The 24,413-nt window shown below is 61.0% G+C and carries 23 protein-coding genes; 11 read left to right on the top strand and 12 right to left on the bottom strand.

Features of this window, described 5'->3' with window-relative positions:
* Positions 1 to 19: 19 nt before the first annotated feature.
* The 6 genes from adk to D8U70_RS00100 all read left to right on the top strand — a co-directional run bounded on the left by adk (position 20) and on the right by D8U70_RS00100 (position 4,428).
* The gene (gene adk, locus D8U70_RS00125) at positions 20 to 670 is read left to right on the top strand and encodes an adenylate kinase (RefSeq protein WP_071174520.1); all 651 of its coding nucleotides are present in this window, start codon (positions 20 to 22) and stop codon (positions 668 to 670) included.
* Positions 671 to 764: 94 nt separating this feature from the next.
* On the top strand, positions 765 to 1,439 hold the full coding sequence (gene tsaB, locus D8U70_RS00120) for a tRNA (adenosine(37)-N6)-threonylcarbamoyltransferase complex dimerization subunit type 1 TsaB (protein WP_122704897.1): 675 nt from the start codon (positions 765 to 767) through the stop codon (positions 1,437 to 1,439).
* Between the two features lie 258 nt (positions 1,440 to 1,697).
* A complete protein-coding gene (locus tag D8U70_RS00115) occupies positions 1,698 to 2,006 on the top strand; it encodes a hypothetical protein (protein WP_042606956.1) in 309 nt (102 codons plus the stop codon).
* On the top strand, positions 2,006 to 2,866 hold the full coding sequence (locus tag D8U70_RS00110) for a DUF72 domain-containing protein (protein ID WP_024011753.1): 861 nt from the start codon (positions 2,006 to 2,008) through the stop codon (positions 2,864 to 2,866). Before D8U70_RS00115 ends, D8U70_RS00110 begins: the two co-directional genes overlap by 1 nt.
* 30 nt (positions 2,867 to 2,896) lie before the next feature.
* Positions 2,897 to 3,733: an isocitrate lyase/phosphoenolpyruvate mutase family protein gene (locus D8U70_RS00105; RefSeq protein WP_071174523.1), complete on the top strand. Its 837-nt coding sequence runs from the start codon at positions 2,897 to 2,899 to the stop codon at positions 3,731 to 3,733.
* A 2-nt stretch (positions 3,734 to 3,735) separates the two neighbouring features.
* Positions 3,736 to 4,428, top strand: a complete 693-nt coding sequence (locus tag D8U70_RS00100; RefSeq protein WP_130928062.1) for an extensin family protein — start codon at positions 3,736 to 3,738, stop codon at positions 4,426 to 4,428.
* A 3-nt stretch (positions 4,429 to 4,431) separates the two neighbouring features.
* Here the strand turns inward: D8U70_RS00100 and D8U70_RS00095 are convergent, their stop codons facing one another.
* Positions 4,432 to 5,052, bottom strand: a complete 621-nt coding sequence (locus tag D8U70_RS00095; RefSeq protein WP_056783179.1) for a hypothetical protein — start codon at positions 5,050 to 5,052, stop codon at positions 4,432 to 4,434.
* Between the two features lie 95 nt (positions 5,053 to 5,147).
* Here D8U70_RS00095 and D8U70_RS00090 point away from each other — a divergent pair, with 95 nt between their 5' ends.
* Entirely contained in the window at positions 5,148 to 5,927 is a 780-nt protein-coding gene (locus D8U70_RS00090) for a class I SAM-dependent methyltransferase (protein WP_177433926.1), read from the top strand.
* Positions 5,928 to 6,034: 107 nt separating this feature from the next.
* On the opposite strand, the gene D8U70_RS00085 is transcribed toward D8U70_RS00090, so the two are convergent.
* On the bottom strand, positions 6,035 to 6,670 hold the full coding sequence (locus D8U70_RS00085; RefSeq protein ID WP_024011757.1) for a TetR/AcrR family transcriptional regulator: 636 nt from the start codon (positions 6,668 to 6,670) through the stop codon (positions 6,035 to 6,037).
* Positions 6,671 to 6,764: 94 nt separating this feature from the next.
* Here D8U70_RS00085 and D8U70_RS00080 point away from each other — a divergent pair, with 94 nt between their 5' ends.
* Together D8U70_RS00080 and D8U70_RS00075 are read left to right on the top strand one after the other, a co-directional pair.
* The gene (locus D8U70_RS00080) at positions 6,765 to 7,865 is read left to right on the top strand and encodes an efflux RND transporter periplasmic adaptor subunit (RefSeq protein WP_041478148.1); all 1,101 of its coding nucleotides are present in this window, start codon (positions 6,765 to 6,767) and stop codon (positions 7,863 to 7,865) included.
* Between the two features lie 6 nt (positions 7,866 to 7,871).
* A complete protein-coding gene (locus D8U70_RS00075; RefSeq protein WP_130928061.1) occupies positions 7,872 to 10,940 on the top strand; it encodes an efflux RND transporter permease subunit in 3,069 nt (1,022 codons plus the stop codon).
* A gap of 746 nt (positions 10,941 to 11,686) precedes the next feature.
* On the opposite strand, the gene D8U70_RS00065 is transcribed toward D8U70_RS00075, so the two are convergent.
* The 3 genes from D8U70_RS00065 to plsB form a co-directional block, all read right to left on the bottom strand.
* Positions 11,687 to 12,376 carry a DUF4197 domain-containing protein gene (locus D8U70_RS00065; protein WP_016771492.1) on the bottom strand — a complete coding sequence of 230 codons (690 nt, stop codon included), beginning with the start codon at positions 12,374 to 12,376 and terminating at the stop codon, positions 11,687 to 11,689.
* A gap of 27 nt (positions 12,377 to 12,403) precedes the next feature.
* Positions 12,404 to 12,802, bottom strand: a complete 399-nt coding sequence (locus D8U70_RS00060) for a YbaY family lipoprotein (protein ID WP_073476084.1) — start codon at positions 12,800 to 12,802, stop codon at positions 12,404 to 12,406.
* A gap of 119 nt (positions 12,803 to 12,921) precedes the next feature.
* Positions 12,922 to 15,423 carry a glycerol-3-phosphate 1-O-acyltransferase PlsB gene (gene plsB, locus D8U70_RS00055; protein WP_122610711.1) on the bottom strand — a complete coding sequence of 834 codons (2,502 nt, stop codon included), beginning with the start codon at positions 15,421 to 15,423 and terminating at the stop codon, positions 12,922 to 12,924.
* Positions 15,424 to 15,659: 236 nt separating this feature from the next.
* Between plsB and D8U70_RS00050 the strand changes: the two genes are divergently transcribed.
* The gene (locus D8U70_RS00050) at positions 15,660 to 15,869 is read left to right on the top strand and encodes a cold-shock protein (protein WP_016771489.1); all 210 of its coding nucleotides are present in this window, start codon (positions 15,660 to 15,662) and stop codon (positions 15,867 to 15,869) included.
* A 69-nt stretch (positions 15,870 to 15,938) separates the two neighbouring features.
* Here the strand turns inward: D8U70_RS00050 and D8U70_RS00045 are convergent, their stop codons facing one another.
* From D8U70_RS00045 to D8U70_RS00025, 4 genes are all read right to left on the bottom strand, one after another.
* Complete coding sequence (locus D8U70_RS00045) at positions 15,939 to 16,316, bottom strand: hypothetical protein (RefSeq protein WP_016771488.1); 378 nt, start codon at positions 16,314 to 16,316, stop codon at positions 15,939 to 15,941.
* A 75-nt stretch (positions 16,317 to 16,391) separates the two neighbouring features.
* Positions 16,392 to 17,201 carry a putative RNA methyltransferase gene (locus D8U70_RS00040; RefSeq protein WP_130928059.1) on the bottom strand — a complete coding sequence of 270 codons (810 nt, stop codon included), beginning with the start codon at positions 17,199 to 17,201 and terminating at the stop codon, positions 16,392 to 16,394.
* A complete protein-coding gene (gene dapE / locus D8U70_RS00035) occupies positions 17,201 to 18,352 on the bottom strand; it encodes a succinyl-diaminopimelate desuccinylase (RefSeq protein WP_071174532.1) in 1,152 nt (383 codons plus the stop codon). The genes D8U70_RS00040 and dapE overlap by 1 nt, the downstream gene beginning before the upstream one ends.
* Positions 18,353 to 18,561: 209 nt before the next feature.
* Positions 18,562 to 21,153, bottom strand: coding sequence for a glycosyltransferase (locus D8U70_RS00025; protein WP_130928058.1), 2,592 nt, complete (start codon positions 21,151 to 21,153; stop codon positions 18,562 to 18,564).
* A gap of 214 nt (positions 21,154 to 21,367) precedes the next feature.
* On the opposite strand from D8U70_RS00025, the gene tcdA reads away from it, so the two are divergent.
* Positions 21,368 to 22,186, top strand: a complete 819-nt coding sequence (gene tcdA / locus D8U70_RS00020; protein ID WP_039762445.1) for a tRNA cyclic N6-threonylcarbamoyladenosine(37) synthase TcdA — start codon at positions 21,368 to 21,370, stop codon at positions 22,184 to 22,186.
* Between the two features lie 89 nt (positions 22,187 to 22,275).
* Here the strand turns inward: tcdA and D8U70_RS00015 are convergent, their stop codons facing one another.
* The 3 genes from D8U70_RS00015 to D8U70_RS00005 form a co-directional block, all read right to left on the bottom strand.
* The gene (locus tag D8U70_RS00015; RefSeq protein WP_110645890.1) at positions 22,276 to 22,680 is read right to left on the bottom strand and encodes a SufE family protein; all 405 of its coding nucleotides are present in this window, start codon (positions 22,678 to 22,680) and stop codon (positions 22,276 to 22,278) included.
* Positions 22,677 to 23,882, bottom strand: coding sequence for a cysteine desulfurase (locus D8U70_RS00010; protein WP_130887777.1), 1,206 nt, complete (start codon positions 23,880 to 23,882; stop codon positions 22,677 to 22,679). Before D8U70_RS00010 ends, D8U70_RS00015 begins: the two co-directional genes overlap by 4 nt.
* Positions 23,883 to 24,008: 126 nt before the next feature.
* A partial coding sequence (locus D8U70_RS00005; protein ID WP_277751260.1) for a DapH/DapD/GlmU-related protein occupies positions 24,009 to 24,413 on the bottom strand: 405 nt, incomplete at its 5' end.

The raw sequence follows: 24,413 nt of genomic DNA, 5'->3' as shown, positions 1-24,413 counted from the left end.
AAAATTGAGGAGCACATCGATGCGCGTCATTCTGCTGGGAGCTCCCGGGGCCGGTAAAGGTACTCAGGCAAAGTTCATCACCGAGAAATTCGGCATTCCGCAAATCTCCACCGGCGACATGCTGCGTGCTGCGGTCAAGGCTGGCACTCCACTGGGCGTGCAAGCCAAGAGCATCATGGATGCCGGCGGCCTGGTGTCGGATGACCTGATCATCGCGCTGGTCAAGGACCGCATCGCTCAACCTGATTGCGCCAACGGTTTCCTGTTCGACGGCTTCCCGCGCACCATTCCGCAGGCTGAAGCGCTGGTCACTGCCGGCGTCGAGCTGGATGCCGTGGTCGAGATCGCTGTAGAAGACGACGAAATCGTTCAGCGCATCGCCGGTCGCCGTGTTCACGAAGCCAGCGGCCGCGTTTACCACATCGTTTACAACCCGCCGAAACTGGCTGGCAAGGACGACATCACCGGCGAAGAGCTGGTGCAGCGCAAAGACGACACCGAAGAAACCGTACGTCATCGCCTGTCGGTCTACCACTCGCAGACCAAACCGCTGGTAGAGTTCTACCAGAACCTTTCCACCAACAACGGCGGCAAGCCAAAGTGCAGCCACATTGAAGGCGTGGGTTCGGTTGATGCAATCACCACCAAGGTGCTGGCCGCGCTGAGCTGAAAAGTCTGATCGGCTGCATCATCCACGGCCCGCTTGCGGGCCGTAGTTGTTTATACTGACGCACCTTTTCCCCACCCCTGTTTTGGAAACATCGATGAGCACCTTGCTGGCCCTGGACACCGCGACTGAAGCTTGCTCCGTTGCCTTGCTGCATGACGGCAAGGTCACGAGCCATTACGAGGTGATCCCGCGTCTGCATGCGCAGAAGCTGCTGCCGATGATCCAGCAATTGCTCGCCGATGCGGGCACCACGTTGCAAGCGGTCGACGCGATTGCCTTCGGCCGTGGCCCGGGTGCGTTCACGGGTGTGCGCATTGCCATCGGTGTGGTGCAGGGTTTGGCCTTTGCTCTGGATCGTCCGGTATTGCCGGTATCCAACCTTGCCGTGCTGGCGCAGCGTGCCTTTCGTGAACATGGCGTAAGCCAGGTCGCGGCTGCGATCGATGCGCGGATGGATGAAGTGTATTGGGGCTGCTACCGCGAGACGGCGGGGGAGATGCGTCTGGTTGGCGCCGAAGCGGTGCTGCCGCCGGAGGTGGCTGCGCTACCGGCCGATGCCACAGGTGACTGGTTCGGTGCCGGTACCGGTTGGGGTTATGGTGAACGCATTGCGGTCAATCTGAGCGGCTCCGACGCCGGCATGCTGCCCCACGCCGAAGACCTGTTGACGCTGGCGCGTTTCGCCTGGGAGCGCGGTGAGGCGATCTCGGCAGATGACGCCCAGCCGGTCTACCTGCGCGATAAAGTTGCCACCCCGAAAGCCCGCTGATTCGACACTTTCTCCTGTGGGAGCGAGCTTGCTCGCGAAGGCTTCTGGTCAGTCAATGCATGTGTTGAATGTGCTGGCCCCTTCGCGAGCAGGCTCGCTCCCACAGGTTCGCTGGCCACATACAAATATCGCCAATCGTCAGTTTCTGCCCCCTCGCTTAAAACCTTTTGCGCTTTATGTGTTCTAGTTATCACTCGGCGGTTTGCTAAGTCGGTCAAGTGCCGCTAAATTGCCATCATTGATACCGAGCATGACATTATGCGTATAGACGGCGTTTCCACTCAGTCCTACCCCATCAAGCGCAAGCCGCGTAAAGGCAATGCGGCGCTGGATGAATCCGTCGACATCATCGACGGCGAGCTGGAATTCCCGAGCGAAGAGCAGATGGCCGCCCGTGCCGCTCAAGCCACCGCGCAACGCCTGAGCAACCTGCCTGCCCGTCAACAAGACATGATTTACCACCGCGCGATGAAGAAGAGCGTAGCCATGGCTCTGGCCAGCTACCTGAGCACCGCCGGTTTTGTCGATTGGGACGCAGACGTGCTGGGCCTCGATCTGTATATCTGATGGATCTGCCTTACTACCTCGGTTGCCCGTCCTGGAGCGAAAATGCCTGGCGCGAGTATCTGTATCCGGTAGACGCAAAAACCTCCGACTTTCTCGCTCTCTACTGCCAGGTGTTCAACGCCGTCGAAGGCAACACCACCTTCTACGCCAGCCCGTCGCCAGCCACTGTGCAGCGCTGGGCCGAGATCATGCCGGCGCACTTTCGCTTCACTGCCAAATTCCCCGGCGACATCAGCCACAGCGGCGACTTGCGCGAGCAATTGACCGCTGCCGAAACTTTCCTGCAATTACTCAAGCCGTTAGGCGAACGTGTTTCGCCGCTGTGGCTGCAACTGTCGAAAAGCTTCACGCCGCAGCGTCTGCCGGAGCTCGCGGCGTTTATCGATGCGCTGGATTGCCCGCTTGCGGTCGAGGTGCGCAATGAACAGTTCTTCGCCAAGGGCGAGAGCGAACGTCTGCTCAATCGTCTGTTGCTGGATCGCGGTGTCGAGCGCATCTGTCTCGACCCGCGCGCGCTGTTCAGCTGCTTGTCGACCGAGTCCTCGGTGATCCACGCGCAGTCAAAAAAACCGCGTGTACCGACGCGTCCGGCGGCGTTCACGCAGTTTCCGCAGGTGCGTTTCATCGGCCATCCCGAGCTTGAGGCAAACGATGCGTTTCTTGTGCCGTGGGTGGCGAAAGTCGCTGAATGGATCGAAGAGGGCCGCACGCCCTACGTCTTTCTGCATACCGCCGACAACCTGTTGGCAGCGAAACTGGCGCAACGTTTTCACGCACAACTGATGCAACGTTTGCCTGGCTTGCCCGCGCTGCCTGAGCTATACAGAGAACCCGCCGCCGAGCAGCTTGGCTTGCTCTGAGGCGGGTTTTTTCTGTCCGGGAGCCCGTCGATGAACGTCCAAGTCAGTCAACAGCAACTCCTTAAAGCCCAAGCCTTCAAGGCCCTGCATGATCGCCAGGGGATCTTCGTCATCCCCAATCCGTGGGATGCCGGCTCGGCGAAGATGCTCGCCAGTCTTGGCTATCAGGCCTTGGCCACCACCAGCGCCGGTTACGCGTTTTCTCAGGGCAAAGCTGATGGCGCGTTGAGTCTCGACGAGACCCTGGCCAATGTCCGGGCGATTGTCGCGGCGACGGATCTGCCGGTGGCGGTGGACTTGGAAAACGGCTTTGCCGATGATCCGCTCGAGTCCGCGCAGAGTCTTCTCCGTGCCGCCGAAGCGGGCGCGGTGGGCGGGTCGATCGAGGACGCTACGGGACGTCCGGACGCGCCGATCTATTGCTTCGAACACGCCGTCGCACGGATTGAAGCTGCTGTCGCGGCGGTACGCACGCTGCCGTTTCCCTTCATTCTTACGGCTCGCGCCGAAAATTACCTGCACGGTAATCCCGATCTCGACGACACCATTCGCCGTTTGCAGGCATTTGCCGAAGCGGGTGCCGACGTGCTCTATGCACCGGGTTTACGCAGCGCCGAAGAAGTGCGCGCAGTGGTGCAAGCGGTGGCGCCGAAACCGGTCAATGTGTTGATGTCTGGCGGTTTGAAGCTGACCGTGCAACAGCTCGAGGAACTGGGCGTACGCCGCATCAGCACCGGCTCGGCACTGGCGCTGGCGGCGTTCGGCGAGTTCTTCCGAGCGGCTGAAGAAATCCAGCAATTTGGCACCTTTGGCTTCACGTCACAGTCGATGCCGTATGCCAAGGCCAATCAACTCTTCAAGGACTGAGCATGGGACGTTGGCTGTTCTGGGGGGTGTTGCTCGCGATCGCTGGTGGCGCGGTGAGTGTCTGGCGTGGCTGGCTGGACGTGCCGCCGCAGTGGAACCCGTGGGCGCCATTGGACATAAAAGCCGCGCCCAACTGGCTGACCGGTTACAAACTCATGCGCCTGCGCAGTGATTCCGAGCTTTGCGCACAGGCATTGAGCAGCTCGGATCTGCGCGTCAGTCCGCAGGCCGACAGCCCGGGCGCCAAGTGTCCGCTGATCGGTGCTCTGCGGGTGCAGGGCGGTGAAGTGGCGCTGAGCAGCAGTTTCATCGCCAGTTGCCCGCTGGCGATCGCCTACGCAATGTTTGAACACCACACCCTGCAACCGGCGGCGCAATCGGTTTACGGCCAGAAAATCGCGCGGGTCGATCACCTCGGCAGCTTTGCCTGTCGCAATGTCTACAACCGTGAGAGCGGCGCTCTCAGCCGACATGCGAGTGCCGACGCGCTGGACATTGCCGGTTTCCGCCTGGCTGACGGGCGCACGATCAGCGTGCTCAAGGATTGGCCCAAGCAGAATCAGGACGCAGAGTTTCTGCGCCAGCTGCGTGACGGCGCCTGTGAGTCATTCAGTGTGGTGTTGAGTCCGGACTACAACGCCGCTCATCGCAATCACTTTCATGTCGATGTCGGGCGCTGGAGCGTGTGTCGCTGAGAATCAGGCGGCGAGGCGCAGGTTCTGCAGAACGATCGGGCGAGCCCAGCCATTATCGAAGTCCAGGGCCTTCTGCTGTTCGACGATCTCTTCCGGCGGGAACGGCGGGTAAGGCTTCTGCAGCAAGTCCAGGTCGAACTCGGCAATCGGCAGGTACAGCGGACGTTTCTGCGGAGCAGGGCCTGGCTCCGGCACTGGCTGGCCATTGTTGATCACAATCGGGCGTACCCAGCTGCTGTCGAAATCCTGTTGCTCTTGCTGAGCCTTGAGTTCTTCTGGCGGGAACGGTGGGAACGGCTTGTCCAGCAGCTCCATTTCGAACTCGGCGATCGGCAGGAACAGTGGCTCTGGCGGGCGAACCTGGGTCTCTACCACATCGCACTCGCGCTGGCTGACGATATGCGCGTGCAACTCGCTGCCAACGGTCGGTTCTTCCGGGCTGTTCAGGTCAACCGGTGGAAACGTGCCACAGGCAGGCACCACTTCACTCGTCTGTTCGGCCAGGGCCTGGGCAAAGAAATCCTGCCACAGGTGACTGACGCCGCTCAGTGCTTGAGTGTTATGACGGCTGAAGTCGCCATGGGGCGAAACGTAGCCAATCGATGTGGGAAGAATGCCTGACATTTTTTTCGGTTGACGCTCAGCTCTGGCAAAATGCGCGTTGAATGGTTTATCGGCGGTTTTTGTCGATCCTTAACTTTTTTGAGCGTTTTTTCATGATCGAGTCACCTGCGGCCTGCCGCATCCATGTCCAGGCCCTCGCCCCGACGTTTCAAGCGCAAGCCGAGCACTGGGCCGAACGTCTCGGCCTGCCGCTCGGCGAGGCGCACGGTGAGTTCGCCTTGCAGGTCGGCGAGCAGGGTTTGCAGTTGCAGCAGCTCGGCCCGGATGCGCCTGGGCCGGTGCGGGTCGACTTCGTCGAAGGCGGCGCGGCGCATCGTCGTTTGTATGGCGGCGGCAGCGGGCAGATGATCGCTAAAGCGGTCGGCATCGCCCAAGGCGTGCGTCCGCGCGTCCTCGATGCCACGGCGGGGCTGGGCAAGGACGCGTTTGTGCTGGCCAGTCTCGGTTGTGAAATGAGCCTGATCGAGCGTCAGCCGCTGATCGGCGCACTGCTTGAGGACGGCCTGGCCCGGGCGGCAGAAGATTTCGATGTAGCGCCGATCGTGGCGCGGATGAAATTGCTCAAGGGCAATTCCATCGAAGTGATGCGCAGTTGGGAAGGGGAGCCGCCGCAGGTGATCTACCTCGACCCGATGTTCCCGCATCGCGAGAAAACCGCGCTGGTGAAAAAGGAAATGCGCCTGTTCCGCCCGCTGGTCGGTGATGATCCGGATGCCCCGGCCCTGCTTGAAGCCGCGCTGGCGCTGGCCACGCACCGGGTGGTAGTCAAACGCCCGCGCAAGGCGCCGTGCATCGAAGGGCCGAAACCGAGCCATGCGCTGGATGGCAAATCGAGCCGGTATGACATTTATCCGAAAAAAGCGCTGAAGCCCTGAGACTGCGTCGCCCCATTCGCGAGCAGGCTCGCTCCCACAGTTGAAATGCATTCCAGTGTGGGAGCGAGCCTGCTCGCGAAGCGGTCTGCACAAGCACCGCAAAACTGTCAGGGTTTGTACGCCCTCATAAACAACCCCACCACCTCCCGCACATGCCGCTCCGCTGCCTCTCCGGTCAGCGGCTCGCCGCAGCCGTACAACAAACGAAAATTTCCCGCCCCTTTGATCAGGCAGAAGAAATGCTCGGCGGCGTTGCGTGGCTGGTCGATGCTCAGCGCGCCGGTTGCATGGATTTTCGCCAGCAGACCTTCCATGCCGTTGACCACGCGCTCTGGGCCGGCCTCGAAGAAGATCAGCGACAGCTTCGGATCCTGACTGCCCAGCGCCATGATCAGGCGGTGCAGGTTCACCGATTCATCGCTGTTGATCAGTTGGTGGAAGCCTCGGGCAATGTTCAGCAATACATTTTCCACCGCGATGCCGTCCGGCAATTCGAAGAACAGCGGCGGCAATTGTTCCTCGCATTTCGCGACGACGGCGGCGGAGAACAGCGTCTCCTTGTCGTTGAAATGGCTGTAGACCGTCAGCTTCGACACGCCCGCCTCGCTGGCCACCGCGTCCATGCTGGTGTTGGCGTAGCCATGGCAAAGAAACAGGGTTTTCGCCGCATCCAGGATCGCCTGGCGTTTGGCCAGATCCTTGGGGCGGCCCGGGCCGTTTGGAGCTGAAAGATTGTTCGACATTCTTCGCTTTTAATACTGGACTGGTGAGTTTGCTATTAATACCATACCCGCCAGTATAAATATTCCAAGCCTCATTCGCGAAAGGTCCGTCACCATGTTCCGCCATGCGTTGTCCTTTGCCGTGCCAGTCAGTCTGGCGTTCCTGTTATCGGCGTGCGGTCAGGAAGAGGTGACCAAGGTCACCGTGCGACCGGCCATGGTGGTACAGCCCGAGCCTTCGGCGCAGGCGATGGAAAGTTATCCGGGCGAGGTTCGCGCCCGCTATGAGCCTGATCTGGCATTCCGCATCGGCGGCAAAGTCAGCCGACGACTGGTCGACGAAGGCCAGCGCGTCAAGGCCGATCAGCCCTTGGCCGAACTCGATCCGCAGGATGTGCGCCTGCAACTGGAAGCCACCCGCGCGCAGGTCGCCGCCGCCGAGGCCAATCTGAACCTGGTGCGCGCCGAGCGCGATCGCTACAAAACCCTGATGGATCGGCAGATGGTCAGCCGCTCGGCCTACGACAACGCCGAAAATCTATATCGTTCCGGCGAAGCCCGCCTTAAACAAATCAAAGCTGAATTCAACGTTTCGACCAACCAGGCCAGTTACGCGGTGCTGCGTGCGCCACAGGATGGCGTGGTGGCCAAGCGTTCGGTGGAAGTCGGGCAGGTGGTCGCTGCCGGGCAAACCGTGTTCACCCTCGCCACCGATGGTGAGCGCGAAGTGTTGATCAGCCTGCCGGAGCAAAGCTTCGGCCGCTTCAAGGTCGGTCAGCCAGTGACCGTGGAATTGTGGGCGCAGCAGAATCAACGCTTCGCCGGGCAGATCCGCGAGTTGTCGCCGTCCGCCGACCCGCGCTCACGCACTTTTGCCGCGCGTATCTCGTTCACCAGCGGCAAAGTGCCGGCTGAACTGGGGCAGAGCGCCCGGGTGTTCGTGCAATCGGCTGACAGTGTCTCGCTGTCGATACCGCTTTCCGCGCTGACCGCTGAAAACGGCGCGACTTACGTCTGGGTGGTCAACGGCAACAACACGTTGAAGAAAACCCCGGTGCGGGTCGGTCCGTTCGGCGAGAAAAGCGTGGCGGTGCTCGAAGGCCTGAATGCCAGCGACTGGGTGGTGGCTGCCGGCGTTCACGTATTGCTCGACGGCCAGCAGGTGCGACCAGTGGATCGCTCCAATCGTGTGGTCAATCTGGCGAACAAGGAGTAAGCCCCGATGCGCTTCAACCTCTCCGAATGGGCGTTGCGTAATCGCCAGATCGTACTGTTCCTGATGCTTTTGCTCGCCGTTGTCGGCGCGTTGTCCTACACCAAACTCGGCCAGAGTGAAGACCCGCCGTTCACGTTCAAGGCGATGGTCATTCAGACCCGCTGGCCCGGTGCGACCGCGCAGGAGGTCTCGCGCCAGGTCACTGAACGTATCGAAAAGAAGCTGATGGAAACCGGCGAGTACGAACGCATCATGTCGTTCTCCCGCCCCGGTGAATCCCAGGTCACCTTCATCGCCCGCGACTCGATGCACTCCAAGCAGATCCCTGATCTCTGGTACCAGTTGCGCAAGAAGGTCGGCGACATTCGCCAGACTTTGCCGCCGGGAATTCAGGGGCCGTTCTTCAACGATGAGTTCGGCACCACCTTCGGCAATATCTATGCGTTGACCGGCGACGGTTTCGACTACGCCGTGCTCAAGGATTACGCCGACCGCATCCAGATCCAGCTGCAGCGGGTCAAGGACGTCGGCAAGGTCGAACTGCTTGGGTTGCAGGACGAGAAAATCTGGGTCGAGCTGTCCAACGTCAAGCTCGCCACTCTGGGCTTGCCGCTGGCGGCGGTGCAGCAGGCGCTGGAGGAACAGAACGCGGTATCCACGGCGGGGTTCTTCGAAACCGGCAGCGAGCGCTTGCAGCTACGCGTCTCGGGGAATTTTCAGACAGTCGATGAGATAAAGAACTTTCCGATCCGCGTCGCCGATCGTACGTTCCGCATCGCCGATATCGCCAATGTGCGTCGCGGTTTCAGCGACCCACCGGCGCCGCGCATGCGTTTCATGGGCGACGACGCGATCGGTCTGGCCGTGGCGATGAAGGACGGCGGCGACATTCTGGTGCTGGGCAAGGCACTGGAGGGCGAGTTCTCGCGGATCCAGAAAAACCTCCCGGCCGGCATGCAGTTGCGCAAGGTGTCCGATCAGCCGGCAGCGGTAAAAACCGGCGTCGGCGAGTTCGTCCAGGTGTTGGTCGAGGCGTTGGCGATCGTCTTGCTGGTGAGCTTCTTTTCCCTCGGTGTGCGCACCGGCATGGTCGTCGCGCTGACCATTCCGCTGGTGCTGGCGATGACCTTCGCTTGCATGTATTACCTCGGCATCGGTCTGCACAAGATTTCCCTCGGTGCGCTGGTGCTGGCGCTGGGTCTGCTGGTGGACGACGCGATCATCGCCGTGGAAATGATGGCGATCAAAATGGAGCAGGGCTTCGACCGCATTCGCGCGGCGAGTTATGCCTGGACCAGCACCGCATTCCCGATGCTTACCGGCACGCTGATCACCGCCGCCGGCTTCCTGCCGATTGCCACTGCGCAGTCCGGCACCGGCGAATACACCCGCTCGATTTTCCAGGTGGTGACCATTGCCTTGCTCGCCTCATGGGTCGCGGCGGTGATGTTCGTGCCGTATCTGGGGGAAAAACTCCTGCCGGATCTGGCGAAAATTCACGTGGCAAAACACGGCACTGGCGATGGTCAACCGGATCCGTATGCTACGCCGTTTTATCAGCGCGTCCGGCGTCTGGTGGAGTGGTGCGTGGCCCATCGCAAGACTGTGATCGTGCTGACTGTGGGCCTGTTCATTGCCTCGGTGATGCTGTTCCGTTTCGTCCCGCAGCAGTTCTTCCCGGCTTCGAACCGGCTGGAGTTGATGGTCGACCTGAAACTGGCCGAAGGCGTTTCGCTGGCCAACACCACCAGTGAAGTCAAACGCCTCGAAGCGCTGCTCAAGGAGCACGCTGGCATCGACAATTATGTGGCCTATGTCGGCACCGGTTCGCCACGCTTTTATCTGCCGCTGGATCAGCAACTGCCGGCGGCGAGTTTTGCCCAGTTCGTGGTGTTGGCAAAAACCATCGAAGAGCGTGAAGCGCTGCGCAGCTGGTTGATCGAAACCCTCAACGAACAGTTCCCGGCCCTGCGTTCGCGGGTCACTCGTTTGGAAAATGGCCCGCCGGTTGGCTATCCGGTGCAGTTCCGCGTCACGGGCGAGCACATCGAAGAAGTCCGTGCGTTGGCGCGCAAGGTGGCGGCAAAGGTTCGCGAGAATCCGCATGTGGTCAACGTGCATCTGGACTGGGAGGAGCCAAGCAAAGTTGTCTACCTGAATATCGACCAGGATCGCGCCCGCGCCCTCGGTGTGAGCACCGCCAATCTGGCGAAATTCCTGCAGAGTTCGCTGGTCGGCTCGACGGTCAGCCAGTACCGCGAAGACAACGAATTGATCGAGATTCTGCTGCGCGGCACCGTGCACGAGCGCACTGAATTGTCGTTGTTGCCGAGCCTGGCGGTGCCGACCGATAACGGTCGCAGTGTGGCGTTGTCGCAGATTGCCACGCTGGAATACGGCTTCGAGGAAGGCATCATCTGGCACCGCAACCGCCTGCCAAACGTGACCGTACGCGCGGACATTTATGGCAAGGAACAACCGGCGACGCTGGTCAAACAGATCATGCCGACGCTGGACCCGATTCGCGCTGAGTTGCCCGATGGTTATCTGCTGGATGTCGGCGGCACGGTGGAGGATTCCGAGCGCGGGCAGAAGTCGGTGAATGCCGGGGTGCCGATGTTCATTGTCGTGGTGTTGACCTTGCTGATGGTGCAGTTGCGCAGTTTCTCGCGCACGGCGATGGTGTTTCTGACGGCGCCGTTGGGCTTGATCGGGGTGACGTTGTTTCTGATGGTGTTCCGGCAGCCGTTCGGGTTTGTGGCGATGCTCGGGACCATCGCATTGTCCGGGATGATCATGCGCAATTCGGTGATTCTGGTCGATCAGATCGAGCAGGATATTGCTTCGGGGCTTAAGCCTTGGCAGGCGATTATCGAGGCTACGGTGCGGCGGTTCCGGCCGATTGTGTTGACGGCGCTGGCGGCGGTGCTGGCGATGATTCCGCTGTCGCGCAGTGTGTTTTTCGGGCCGATGGCGGTGGCGATCATGGGCGGGCTGATTGTGGCCACGGCGCTGACGCTGTTGTTTTTGCCGGCGTTGTATGCGGCCTGGTTCAGGGTGCGTAAGGAGGCTTGAGGTTTTTGTGTCGTGGCGGCCTTCGGGCCGACCATGACGTGGGGTTTTGGGTGTATATCCGTTGCTGTGGGTGTTGCTGATTACGGTTCCGCTCTTACGCCGTCACCTTTTTCAAACGCCGGAGTGCCGGCCCAGCAAAAAGGTAACCGAAAAGGCTTGCTCCTGCGTCCGTCCCTCGCAGGCTCGCGTTCCTTCGCTGCACTTCCTTGCGCTGTGTCTGGCTGCGCCAGACGGTCGCTGCGCTCCCACGCCGGATCAGTCCCTCCACTCAGCCTTCCGACGTCGCCGGTGGATCAAGATCAAGAGCAGGCGAGCTGACACTCGGCCTATTGAGTGGTGAAAAGCGTGGGTGTTCGGCTTTTGATTTGTGTTGTTGCTGCCCCTCACCCCAGCCCTCTCCCGAGGGAGAGGGAGCCGATTTTGGGCGTTCCAAAATCTGCATTCGACTCGGTATCGCAAGTCGGCGTATTTCGCCTGAACACCTCGGTCAGTCCCCTCTCCCTCCGGGAGAGGGCTAGGGTGAGGGGCTTTTGATCTGTTTCTTTTGCGGATACTGACTCGGTATCTCAAGCCGACGTTGCTCTGGTAATCAGCCCGACTTCCCGCTATGACTGCGCATCGGCAGAGGATTTCCCTTGCTGAACTGCGGTGAATCGTGTCCTCGGTCCGGTCGATCCACAAAGCGGATGCGCAAAAAAAACCGCTGAACCGAGGAAGTTGAGCGGGCTTTTTTTGTGGTTCGGAAATTACAACGTACCAAACACCTTCTTCGCCAGACTCGTCGCCGCAGCGGCCGGGTTCTGACGAATTGTTTCTTCCTGCTTGCCGATCATTTCAAACAAACCGTTGAGTGCCTGTTCGGTGACGTAGCTTTCAACGTTGGCGCTCTTGGCGTCGACGACACCGAAAGCCGCAGCTTGACCTGCAAAGGCGTTGTATTTCTGCGCGACGCCGACCTTGTCGGTGGCTTGCTTGACGATGGGCAGGAATTTCGCGCGGATCTGTTCGCGGCTGGATTTGTTCAGGTATTGGGTCGCCGAATCGTTGCCGCCGCTGAGGATGCCTTTGGCGTCGGCCACGCTCATTTTCTTTACTGCATCGACTAGGATTGGCTGGGCCTGGGTCACGGCGGATTCGGCGGCTTTGTTCATCGCGGTTTCCAGTTCTTCGACCTGGGCGCCCATGCCGAAGGCTTTCATCTTGCTTGCGGCTTTGCCGAGTTTGCCTGGCAGTTCGATTTTCACTTCGGGGTTGTTGCTGAAGCCGCCCGGGGTGCCGAGTTGTTTCACGGCGATCTGGGCGCCTTGGGTCAGGGCGTCCTTGAGGCCGCCGGTGGCGTCTTGTTGCGACAGGTCGTTGAGCGACAAGGCCAAGGCGTTGGCGGAGATCAGCAGACCGGCGCAGGCGGCGGCGAAGCGAAGGGTAGGGCGGCGCATGGCGGCTTCCTTGTGGCGAAAAATGGATTAACGAACGGCGTCGACGCGGATTTTCAGCGGCTGCGGGTCGTTGCCGTCGAGCTGCACGGCATGGTTTTCGGTGGTGATGAACATCAACTCGCCGTTGACTTCAATACGTGCGCTGACCGAGTAACGGTGGCCGGATTTGACCTGCGCCGGATCGTAGCTCAAATGAAACGGCAGCGGCACCTGGCCTTTGATCGGGCCGTTCTGTTCAGCGAGGACGATGGCCGGTGCATCGGCCAGCGACACATCTTGCAGGCTCACGCTCAGAGTCGCGCTCGGGGGCAGGGCGATGCGTTGCAGGTAGAAGACTTCGCCGTCGAGGCTGGCCTTGCCGGCGGGGGTGGTTGATTGGCAGGCGCTGAGCAGGGTGGCGACGGCGAGGGTCAGCAGTTTTTTCATGGGTGAATCTCCTTTCAATGTGGGAGCGAGCCTGCTCGCGAAAGCGCTGGTTCAGTCAAACTAAATGGCGACTGACACTCCGTCTTCGCGAGCAGGCTCGCTCCCACAGGGGTAAGGCTTCAAGCCTCAGGCTGTGGCGTAATCTGATCCGCCGCATCTTCACTGCGGTGCAGCGCGACCTGGCGGATCGACAGGCGAATCTCCGCCGGCAACACGCGCTTGGCCGCGCCTTCGGCCAGCTCGCCGAGCAGTTCGTGGTAGCTGAGCTTGCCGGCTTCGTCGCGGCGCAGGACGTCGAGGTCGAGCAGGGTCTGGATGAAGTGGCGGAACAGACTCTTGTCGAAAAACTCTGGGGCGTTCAGGCCATGGAGGATCGACAGACGCTGGGCCATCACTGTGCACAGATCTTCCAGCTCTTCGGCGCTGATGCTGTTCTGGCCGCTGTTGAGCAGCAAAGATACGGTCATGTAGAACCGCTGCAAGGTCTGCGCGATGCTTTTCGACAGTAGTGTCAGCAGCACGAAATGCCGCGAACTCGGTGCCGGGCGCAGGTAAACGTCCTTCTCGAAACGCAGCAGGCCCTGCTCGACGAAGGCTTCCAGCCACTGATCGATCACCGCGTCGAGTTCGTCCAGGCTCCAGCGGATGAACAATTCCGATTGCAGGTACGGATACAGCGCGCGGGTGTAGCGCAGGATCTGCTCGCGGCTCATGCGCGAGGTGCTCTGGAAGAAACTCGCCAGCAACGACGGCAGAGCGAAAATGTGCAGGACGTTGTTGCGGTAGTAAGTCATCAGGACTGCGTTCTGCTCGTCCAGATACAGAATCTTGCCCAGCGCATCGTTCTGCTCGGCGAGCAGATCCATGTCTTTCACATGCTCGATCAGCGCCCGGCCATCGCCTTCCGGCAAGGTGGTGTGTGGCGAATACGGGACCTTGCGCAGCAGCGCCAGATACAAGTCAAGCACCCGCGCCATGGCGCGATCATCCAAGGCCAGACGCGTGGTCGACAGCAGAGCCAACGCCACCAGATTCACCGGATTGATCGCCGCCGCTTCGTTGAGGTGCCGGGCGACTTTCTCGCCGAGGCGGTTGGTGGTTTCGTTGAGCCACGCCGGTTTGAACTGCGGGCCGAGCTCCTGCTGGCGCCAGTCCGGTTGCTCGGCGTCGAGGAATTCCGCCAGTTTGATCGGCTCGCCGAAGTTCACCGCGACTTGGCCAAAGCGCTGCTTGAGCGCGCCGATCACTTTGAAAATGTCGAAGATCGATTCTTTTTTCTTGCTCGCCCCACGCAGTTCGCCGAGGTAGGTGCGGCCTTCGAGCACGCGCTCGTATCCGATGTACACCGGCACGAAGACGATCGGCATCCGCGACGAACGCAGGAAACTGCGCAGGGTGATCGCGAGCATGCCGGTTTTCGGTTGCAGCATGCGCCCGGTGCGCGAGCGCCCGCCCTCGACGAAATACTCGACCGGGAAACCTTTGGTGAACAGCGTGTGCAGATATTCGTTGAACACCGAGGTGTACAGCGGATTGCCCTTGAATGTGCGGCGCATGAAGAACGCACCGCCGCGACGCAGCAGGCTGCCGATCACCGGCATGTTCAGGTTGATCCCGGCAGCAATGTGCGGCGGGGTCAGGCCGTTGCGGAACAGCAGATAGGAAAGCAGCAGGTAATCGATGTGGCTGCGATGGCACGGCACGTAGATCACTTCGTGACCCTGCGCAACGTTCTGCACGCCCTCGATGTGGTTGACCTTGATGCCGTCGTAGATCTTGTTCCAGAACCAGCTCAGCACCACTTCGAGAAAACGGATCGCTGTGTAGGTGTAGTCCGAGGCGATCTCGTTGCCGTAGCGCAGGGCCTGGGCCTTGGCTTTCTCCGGGGAGATTTTTTCGCGCTCGGCTTCGTCGAGGATCGCCTGTTTGACCAGCGGCTGGTTGAGCAGGCCTTTGACCAGATTGCGCCGGTGGGAAATGTCCGGGCCGATCACCGCTGCTTTCAGATTGCGGAAGTGCACGCGCAGGATGCGCTGGGCCATGCGCACGGTGCGCTCGTGGCCCTTGTTGTGATCGATCAGTTCGCGCAGGTGAATCGGCGCGGAGAACTGCACGCGGGTTTTACGCCCGAGGACGATGATGCTCAGCAGCCGGCGCAGACGTCCGGTGACTGCCCAGCTGTCGGCGAACAACAGTTTCCACGGACTGTTTTCGCTGTCCGGGGACTGGCCCCAGAACACGCTGACCGGAATGATCTGCGCGTCTTCGGCAGCATTCTGAGTCAGCGCGCTGACCAGACGGGTGAGGGTCGGCGGCGCGCCGCGTTTGTCCTGGCGACCGAGCCAGTCCGGGTCCGGCGTCAAATAGAAAAACGCCGCTGGTTCGATGAGTGAACCCACCGACACCGCCAGCACCGGGCGGGGCAGGCCGGCCTTGGTGCACTCGGTGTCGACCACCGCCAGATCGGTCAGCGAGGGGTTTTGCAGGACGTAGAACACCGGACGACTGCGGTCGAGGTTGAGGGTGAACGACGACTGATTGATGGTCTCGGAGCGAACCCAGAGATACAACAGGCGGCGCAGGGTGCCAAACACAAGACGGCGGAACGGGGAACGGGTCATACGGCTTCTGCGTGAGTGAATAAAACCGAGCAGGCGCTCGGGGCGGACAGTTTGCCGTATTAGGCGAAAATCGGCAAAAAAGCGCCGAAGTAATCTCCTGTTGAGAGTTTCTTCACCTGTCATATACTCGGCGCTCTGTTGCCGGTGCCCTGTCATGGACGTCGGACGCAGGCTGACGTTCCTCGAAGGCTTTCCTGCGAAAAGCCCGTTCAATAATAAAAAAGGAGTATGAACAGATGGCAACACGCGAAACCGGCAACGTGAAGTGGTTCAACGACGCCAAAGGCTACGGCTTTATCCAGCGCGACGACGGCGTGGACGTGTTTGTGCACTACCGCGCGATACGCGGCGAAGGGCACCGCTCGCTGACCGAAGGTCAACAGGTCGAGTACGCGGTGATCACCGGCGAGAAGGGGTTGCAGGCGGAAGACGTTGTAGGCCTGTAAAAGCAGCTGCAAGCCTCAAGCCTCAAGCTGCAAGCAGTTCAGCTTGAAGCTTGAAGCTTGTAGCTGCCGCTAAGCGGTCTTCCAGGTGATCTCTTCTTCTCCGTCTTCGCTGATGCGAATCCAGCGATCGGCGGTTTCTTCACCTTCTTCTTCGACCCACGTTCCCGGTGCGCAGCGCACCTCGACGTTCAGTGCGGCAAAGGCTGCGCGGGCGCAGGCGATGTCGTCGTCCCAGGGGGTCTGGTCGCTTTCCAGGAACAGGCTGTTCCACTTGCCCACGGCTTTCGGCAGCCAGGTCACCGGCACGTTGCCGGCCTTGCACTTGTACGTCTGGCCTTTCTGCACCCAGTCGCTGCACGGGCCAAGCGCTTGGCCGAGCCAGGCGGCGATGGCCTTGTGGTCGACGTCGGCGTCTTTCAGGTAAATCTCGATGTCCGGTTGGCGCATGGATGTCCTCACTGCGGGTCTGAAAAATCCATTCGCGGATTTAGCCGGCCCCGGGCCTTTGCCCGGGACCAAAAGTTATTGAAGAACGAAATAATCGTAGCGCATCGACACGGTGGTCTCGAACGGCTCGGCCTGCTCGATCACCGCCGCACGACGCTCGGCACTGGCACGCCAGCCGTGAGGCGTCATCGCCAACAGGTTGGCGCGGTCCTCGGGCTTGTCCAGGGTCAGCTTGAATTCCAGGGTTTCGCTGTGCGCCAAAACCATGCCTGCCGGCACCAGGGCCAGGTGCTTGTCGTCGGTGTATTCGCGCACTTCGTCGTACAGGCGTTCGCGCAATTCCATCAGATGGCCGCGGGTCGGGCCGACCTTCATCAGGCCGCCGCCGACGCTGAGCAGACGCTTGGCTTCCTCCCAGTCCAACGGACTGAAGACGCTGGCGAGAAACTGGCAACTGCCTGAAGCCAATGGCACGCGGGCCATGCTGGCAATCAACCAGGTAATTGCCGGATTGCGCTTGCAGGCGCGTTTGACCGCTTCGCGGGAAATGTCCAGTGCATAGCCATCCGCATTGGGCAACGCTTCGGCGATTTGCGCGGTGTAGTAACCCTCGCCACAACCGATGTCGACCCAACGCTCCGGCGCATAACTCGCCGCCAATTCAGCCAGACGCTTGGCCACTGGCGCGTAATGCCCGGCGTTGAGGAAATCACGCCGCGCCTCGACCATCGCTTGATTGTCGCCCGGGTCGCGGCTGTTCTTGTGCTGCACCGGCAACAGGTTCAGATAACCCTGACGCGCACGGTCAAACCGATGCCCGGCGGGGCAGACCACGCCGTTGTCGACCGCGTTGAGCGGCTCACTGCAGATCGGGCACGCGAGCATCAGGCGAGCAACTTGATCAGGGTCTGGTAATAGATTTCCGTCAGCACATCGAGATCCGCCGCCAGCACGCGCTCGTTGACCTGGTGGATGGTCGCGTTGACCGGGCCCAGTTCAACCACTTGCGTGCCCATGGTCGCGATGAAGCGGCCATCGGAGGTGCCGCCGCTGGTCGACGCCTTGGTCTCGCGACCGGTGATGTCCTTGATGCTCGACGATACCGCATCGAGCAGCGCGCCCGGTTCGGTGAGGAATGGCAGGCCGGACAGCGCCCAGTCGATGTGCCAGTCCAGACCATGCTTGTCGAGGATGTCGGCAACGCGTTTCTGCAGGCCTTCGACGGTTGATTCGGTGGAGAAACGGAAGTTGAACACCGCCACCAGATCACCGGGGATCACGTTGGTCGCGCCGGTGCCGGAATTGAGGTTGGAAATCTGGAAACTGGTCGGCGGGAAGAAATCGTTGCCGTGGTCCCAGTGCTCGGCGGCCAGCTCTGCCAGCGCCGGAGCGGCGAGGTGGATCGGGTTCTTCGCCAGATGCGGGTAGGCCACGTGGCCCTGCACGCCTTTGACCGTGAGCTTGGCACCGAGGGAGCCGCGACGGCCGTTTTTTACCACATCGCCGACCAGCGTGGTGCTCGACGGTTCGCCAACGATGCACCAGTCCAGACGCTCCTTGCGCGCGACCAGACGCTCGACCACAGCCTTGGTGCCGTGATGCGCCGGGCCTTCTTCGTCGCTGGTGATCAGGAAAGCGACCTTGCCCTTGTGATTCGGGTAATCGGCGACAAAGCGTTCAGCGGCGACTGTCATCGATGCCAGGCTGCCTTTCATGTCTGCCGCGCCACGGCCGCAGAGCATGCCATGTTCGTCGATCACGGCATTGAACGGATCGATCTGCCATGCGGTAACCGGACCGGTCGGCACCACGTCGGTGTGGCCGGCGAAGCACAGCACCGGGCCGTCGTTGTTGCCATGAGTGGCCCAGAAGTTATCCACATCTTCGATGCGCATCGGCTCCAGGGTGAAACCGGCATCGCCCAGGCGCTGCATCATCTGCTTCTGGCAGTCGGCATCGATTGGGGTCACGGAAGGACGGCGGATCAGGTCGATGGCCAGTTGAAGGGTCGGCGATAGGTCGGCGTGGGCCGTCATGGAAAACTCCGGATCATGAATTTGAGCGAGGCCAATGTGGGAGCGAGCTTGCTCGCGAAAGCGGTGTAACAGGCAACATAAGGGTTGAATGTTACAAAGCCTTCGCGAGCAAGCTCGCTCCCACAGGGATAGGAGCGCGCCCGCAAAATGGCGGTTATCTTAAAGCAAAACGGCGACCATTGGCCGCCGTTTAGTGCTGCGTTGCGGATTTAGACGACCGGTGCCGGCTCAGCCTTGGCCGCAGGTTTGGGCAGCGACGACAGGAACGCCATGATCAGCGCCGCCAGATACGGCAGCGACTGCACCAGCAGCATGGTTACCCAGAAGCGCATGTCATTGCTCGGAATGCCCTGCACCAGGAAGATCCCCAGCGCCGCGCCCCACAGCAACAGCATGATGAACAGCTCCTCGCGAGCCTCGCTGATCGCCACCCAGAAACCGTGGTTGTCAGCGTTTTTCGGCGTGCGGAAGAACGGAATGCTGCTGGTGAAGAAACCGTACAGCACCGCTTTGGCGATGGTGTGCGACAACGCCAGCCCGGCCAGTGCCGCGCAGAACGCATCTTTCAGATTCACGCCGACGGCGCGGCGATAAAGGAAGATGATCTTGCCGACCTTGAACACGAAAAGCGCCAGTGGCGGGATCGCGAAAATCAGCAACGGCGGATCGACCCGTTGCGGCACGATGATCATCGCCGCCGACCACAACAGCGCGCCAACGGTGAAGAAGATGTTCATGCCATCGGCGACCCACGGCAGCCAGCCGGCGAGGAAGTGATAACGCTGGCCACGGGTCAGTTCGGTGTCCTTGCCGCGCAGCAGGCTGCGGGTGTGGCGCTTGATGATCTGGATCGCGCCATACGCCCAACGGAAACGCTGTTTCTTGAAGTCGATGAAGGTATCCGGCATCAGGCCCTTGCCGTAGCTGTCGTGGTAATACGCCGCCGACAGGCCTTTCTCGAACACGCGCAGGCCGAGTTCGGCGTCTTCACAGATGCACCAGTCAGCCCAGCCCAATTCCTCCAGCACGGAACGGCGGGTCATGGTCATGGTGCCGTGCTGAATGATCGCGTCACGGTCGTTGCGGGTGACCATGCCGATGTGGAAGAAGCCCTTGTATTCGGCGTAGCACAGCTTCTTGAAGGTGCTTTCGTTCTGGTCGCGATAATCCTGCGGCGACTGCACCACGGCGATTTTCGGGTCGGCGAAGTGCGGCACCATGTGCTTGAGCCAGTTCGGGTGCACGCAGTAATCGGAGTCGATCACCGCGATCACTTCGGCGTCCTTGGCGGTGTGCGGAATCAGGTAATTCAGCGCGCCGCCCTTGAAACCGGCCAGCGGCGATACGTGGAAGAACTTGAAGCGCGGGCCGAGGGTTGCGCAGTAATCGCGCACCGGTTCCCAGACGGCCGAGTCCTTGGTGTTGTTGTCGATGATCAGGACTTCGAAGTCCGGATAATCAAGTGCGGCGAGGGCGTCGAGGGTCTGTTTGACCATCTCTGGCGGCTCGTTGTAGCACGGCACATGGATCGACACTTTCGGCCGGTAATCAGAATCGCCCAGCACCGGCAGGAATTCCCGCCGGCGCTTGTGAATCCACACCGCTTCGGCCAGTTCATGGGCCTCTGTAAGCAGGACGATGAATACCCCGAGCGCACCGAGCGCCAGGAGGAATCCGACCGTGAGGCTGAACCACGTGCTGTATTGCTGGCTGTAGTCGTAACCGATGTACACCAGCACCGAGCCGCAGAGGAACGCGATAAAGGTCAGGAACGTACGACCGCGCTGGCGCAGGGCCGAGCCGTCGATCATCAGCAGGGTCAGCGACAGCAGCGCCAGCACCACCGAGCCGATGGCCAGCACGCGCCATTGCGGAATCGCCACCACCGGGCCTTCGAAATTGAATTTCTGCTGGCGCGCGGCGTTGAACACGCCCCAGTAGGCGCCGACCGAACCTTCATCGCTGGCCTTCCACGGCTGGTCGAACGCTTCGATCACGAAGTAGTTGAAGCCTTGGCGATTGAGCTTGTTGACCAGTGTGCGCAGGTAAATCGCCTGATCTGCCGGCGAGGCATCGGCGCCACCGCGCATGCGACCATTGCTCGGCCAGCCGACCTCGGAGAGCAGCAGCGGTTTTTTCGGAAAGAGTTTTTTCAGATCGCGGGCGCGGTCGAAGACGAACTGGCCGGCCTTGTCCACCGGAATGAATTCCCAGTAGGGCAGGACGTGGGCGGCGATCAGGTCAACGTGCCTGGCCAGTTGCGGGTATTTCTCCCAGATATGCCATTGCTCAGAGGTGGTCACCGGTACTTTGACCGCAGCGCGCACCCGATCCAGCAGAACGATCAGCGCTTCCGGGGTGATTTCTTCACGAAACAGCGCCTCGTTGCCGACCACCACGCGCACGACGCTTCTGGAGGTGTTGGCCAGTTCGATGGCTTTGGTGATTTCCCGTTCGTTGCGTTCCTGGTCCGGGCTGATCCAGATGCCGAGGGTGACACGCAGGCCGAATTCTTCAGCCAGTTTCGGGATGTCTCCAAGCGAGCCGTCGACCGAGTAGATACGAATGTTGTCGGTCAGCTTGCTCATGATTTCCAGGTCACGGCGCATTTCGTCGTCAGACGGATACTGATCCTTCTGTGGGAATTGCCCCTGCTGGAATGGCGAATACGAGAAGCCGGAGATTTGCTGCGGCCAGTTCGGCGCCGTGACCGGGCGATTGACCAGCGCCCAGAAACCGGTGAACAAGGCAGCGATGGCCAGCACCACCACCAGGTTGAGTCCAAATTTACGCGATGACATAGCTGTTTCGGGTTCCAAAGGCTGTGGAACGAAGGATCGGTCGGATAGACGCCCGAGGGGCGCGCATCCTACACCGGCGGTTAACCAGTCGTACAACTGACGGGAAAATGCCTGACGTTGGGCAGCCGTCTCTGACTTAAGTTCTTACACTTGTCGCTTGCAGCTTAAAACTTGTCGCTGCGTAGCCCTATAATGCGCGCCGGTTTTTGGGGTAATGGTCATGAGTACAGAAGATCCGCGGTTTGCAGGCATCGCCCGTTTGTATGGCATCGAAGGCCTGGAACGCTTGCGCGCCGCCCATGTGGCGATCGTCGGCGTCGGTGGCGTCGGTTCCTGGGCGGCAGAAGCCATGGCCCGTTGCGGGGTGGGCGAGATTTCGCTGTTTGACCTCGACGACGTCTGCGTCAGCAATGCCAACCGCCAGTTGCACGCGTTGGACAGCACCGTCGGCAAACCCAAGGTCGAGGTGATGGCCGAGCGCCTGCGCGGGATCAACCCCGATTGCACGGTGCACGCCGTGGCCGATTTCGTTACCCGCGACACCATGGCCGAATACATCACGCCGAACATCGACTGCGTGATCGACTGCATCGATGCGGTCAATGCCAAAGCGGCGCTGATCGCTTGGTGCAAACGCCGCAAGATCCAGATCATCACCACCGGCGGCGCGGGCGGGCAGATCGATCCGACGCTGATTCAGGTCTGCGACTTGAACCGTACCTTTAACGATCCGCTGGCCTCGAAAGTCCGTTCGACGTTGCGCCGGGACTACGGCTTTTCCCGCACCGTGACCCGCCACTACAGCGTGCCGTGTGTGTTTTCCACCGAACAGCTGCGCTACCCGAAACCGGACGGCAGCATTTGTCTGCAGAAGAGTTTTGTCGGCGACGGCGTGAAGCTCGACTGCGCCGGCGGGTTTGGCGCGGTGATGATGGTTACCGCGACATTTGGCATGGTCGCTGCGACCAAGGCTGTGGACAAGATTGTCGCTGGTGTTCGGCGCCCGGCGGACCGGGTCAAACCTCAAGCCTGAGGGTATTAATGAGGGCCTCTTCGCGAGCAGGCTCGCTCCCACAGGGAAATGCATTTCCATTGTGGGAGCGAGCCTGCTCGCGAAGGCGATTAGCGCGCCAACTCATTCATCCGCTGGAGCACCGCATTCAGGCCATTGCTGCGCGAAGGCGACAACTGCCGCGACAAGCCCAACTGATTGAACCACTCCGGCAGATCCACCTGCTGCAACTCCACCGCCGACAAGCCGTTGACCCGCAACAGCAGCAACGCCACCAACCCGCGAATCATCCGCGCATCGCTGCTTGCCTTGAACTGCCAGTGCCCGTCGCGCAAATCCCCGACCAGCCACACCTGACTCTCACAGCCATGCACCCGGTTGGCCTCGCACTTTTGCGCGTCATCCAGCACCGGCAAGCGATCGCCGAACTGCATCAGCAGCCGCGCCCGCTGTTCCCAGCCCGCCGCAGTCTGAAACGTCTGCAGCGCTTCGGCCGCCTCCACCGGCAGGCTCATCGCAACATCTCCAGGGCCTGATCCAGCGCCTCGAAAAAGCGCTCCAGATCTTCCGAGTCGTTATACAGCGCCAGCGACACGCGAATCGCGCCGGCCAGTTCGAAGCTTTTCATCAGCGGCATGGCGCAGTGATGCCCCGCACGCACGGCGATGCCTTGTTCGGTAAGCAGATGCGCCAGATCAGCGTTGTGCACGCCTTCGACGACAAAACTGGCCAGCGCCAGTTGCGGCTTGCCCAGCAGGCGAATGCCATTGCGGGCGGCGAGGCCGCGCAACAGGTAGTCGTGCAGCGCCGCTTCGTGGGCAGACACGGCTTGCTGATCCAGTCCAGCCAGATAATCCAGCGTGGCGCCGAGGCCGATGACACTGGCGATCGGCGGTGTGCCCGCCTCGAACCCCAACGGCGCCGGGCGGAAGCGCGAATCCTGATAGTTGGCGTCAAGCACCATCTCGCCGCCGAATTGCCAATGCTGCAATTGCTCCAGCGCAGCGTTGCGCCCGAACAGCACGCCGAGGCCATCGGGGCCGTAGAGCTTGTGGCTGGAAAACACATAGAAGTCGCAACCCAGCGCCTGCACGTCATGCCGGCCGTGCACCACGCCTTGCGCGCCATCGACTACCGTCAGCGCGTTCTGCGCCTTGGCCATGCCGAGCAAAGCGGTCAGCGGTTGCCAGGCACCAAGGACGTTGGACAGCTGACTGACTGCCAGCAAACGCGTGCGCGGGCCGATCAGGTGTACGGCAGCGCCGAGGTCGATCAGGCCGTCGGCATCCAGCGGCAGGATCACCAGTTTCAGATTGCGACGTTGCGCCAGTTGCTGCCACGGCAGCAGGTTGGCGTGATGCTCCAGGGCGCTGATGACGATCTCATCGCCCGGCTGAAACAGAGGCTCCAGACCATAAGCCAGCAGATTCAGCGCGCTGGTGGCGCCGTGGGTGAAGATGATTTGCCCGCTGTCACCGGCATTCAGCCATTGGCCAACCTTGCGCCGACTGTCTTCGAACGCTTGCGTCGCGTGGGCACCGGGCAGGTGTTGCGCACGATGCACATTGGCCGCGCCGTTGGCGTAGTAATGCGTCAGTGCGTCGAGCAGGGCCTGGGGTTTTTGCGTAGTGGCGGCGCTGTCCAGATAGGTCTGGTCTTGCCGTTGCAGGGCGGCGATAGCCGGGAAATCGGCGCGCCAGGGGGAGGGGATCATCATGGGTTCAGCCCTGTGAAATTGGGCGGGGTGTACGCCAAACCTTGTGGGAGCGAACCTGCTCGCGAAAGCGTCATTGAGGACGCCAGAAGTTTCGCGAGCAGACTCGCTCCCACAGGCCTACAGCGCTTAGTTGTGAGCGTGCAGCGCTTCGTTCAGTTCGATCGCCGATTTGTGGGTCTTGCATTCCACAGCACCGGTTTCCGAGTTGCGACGGAACAGCAGATCAGTCTGACCGGCCAGCTCGCGCGCCTTCACAACCTTGACCAGATTGTTGTGCTCGTCCAGCAGCGCAACCTTGGTGCCAGCGGTGACGTACAGGCCCGATTCCACAGTGTTGCGGTCGCCCAGCGGAATGCCGATACCGGCGTTGGCGCCGATCAGGCAGCCTTCGCCGACCTTGATCACGATGTTGCCACCGCCCGACAGGGTGCCCATGGTCGAGCAACCGCCGCCCAGGTCCGAACCCTTGCCGACGAAGACGCCAGCGGAAACGCGGCCTTCGATCATGCCCGGGCCTTCGGTGCCGGCGTT

The organism is Pseudomonas sp. Sample_20 (assembly GCF_004307585.1).
Classification (GTDB): domain Bacteria; phylum Pseudomonadota; class Gammaproteobacteria; order Pseudomonadales; family Pseudomonadaceae; genus Aquipseudomonas; species Aquipseudomonas atacamensis.
The sequence above is the reverse complement of the archived record's forward strand: the minus strand, read 5'-3'. Positions and strand labels throughout refer to the sequence as shown.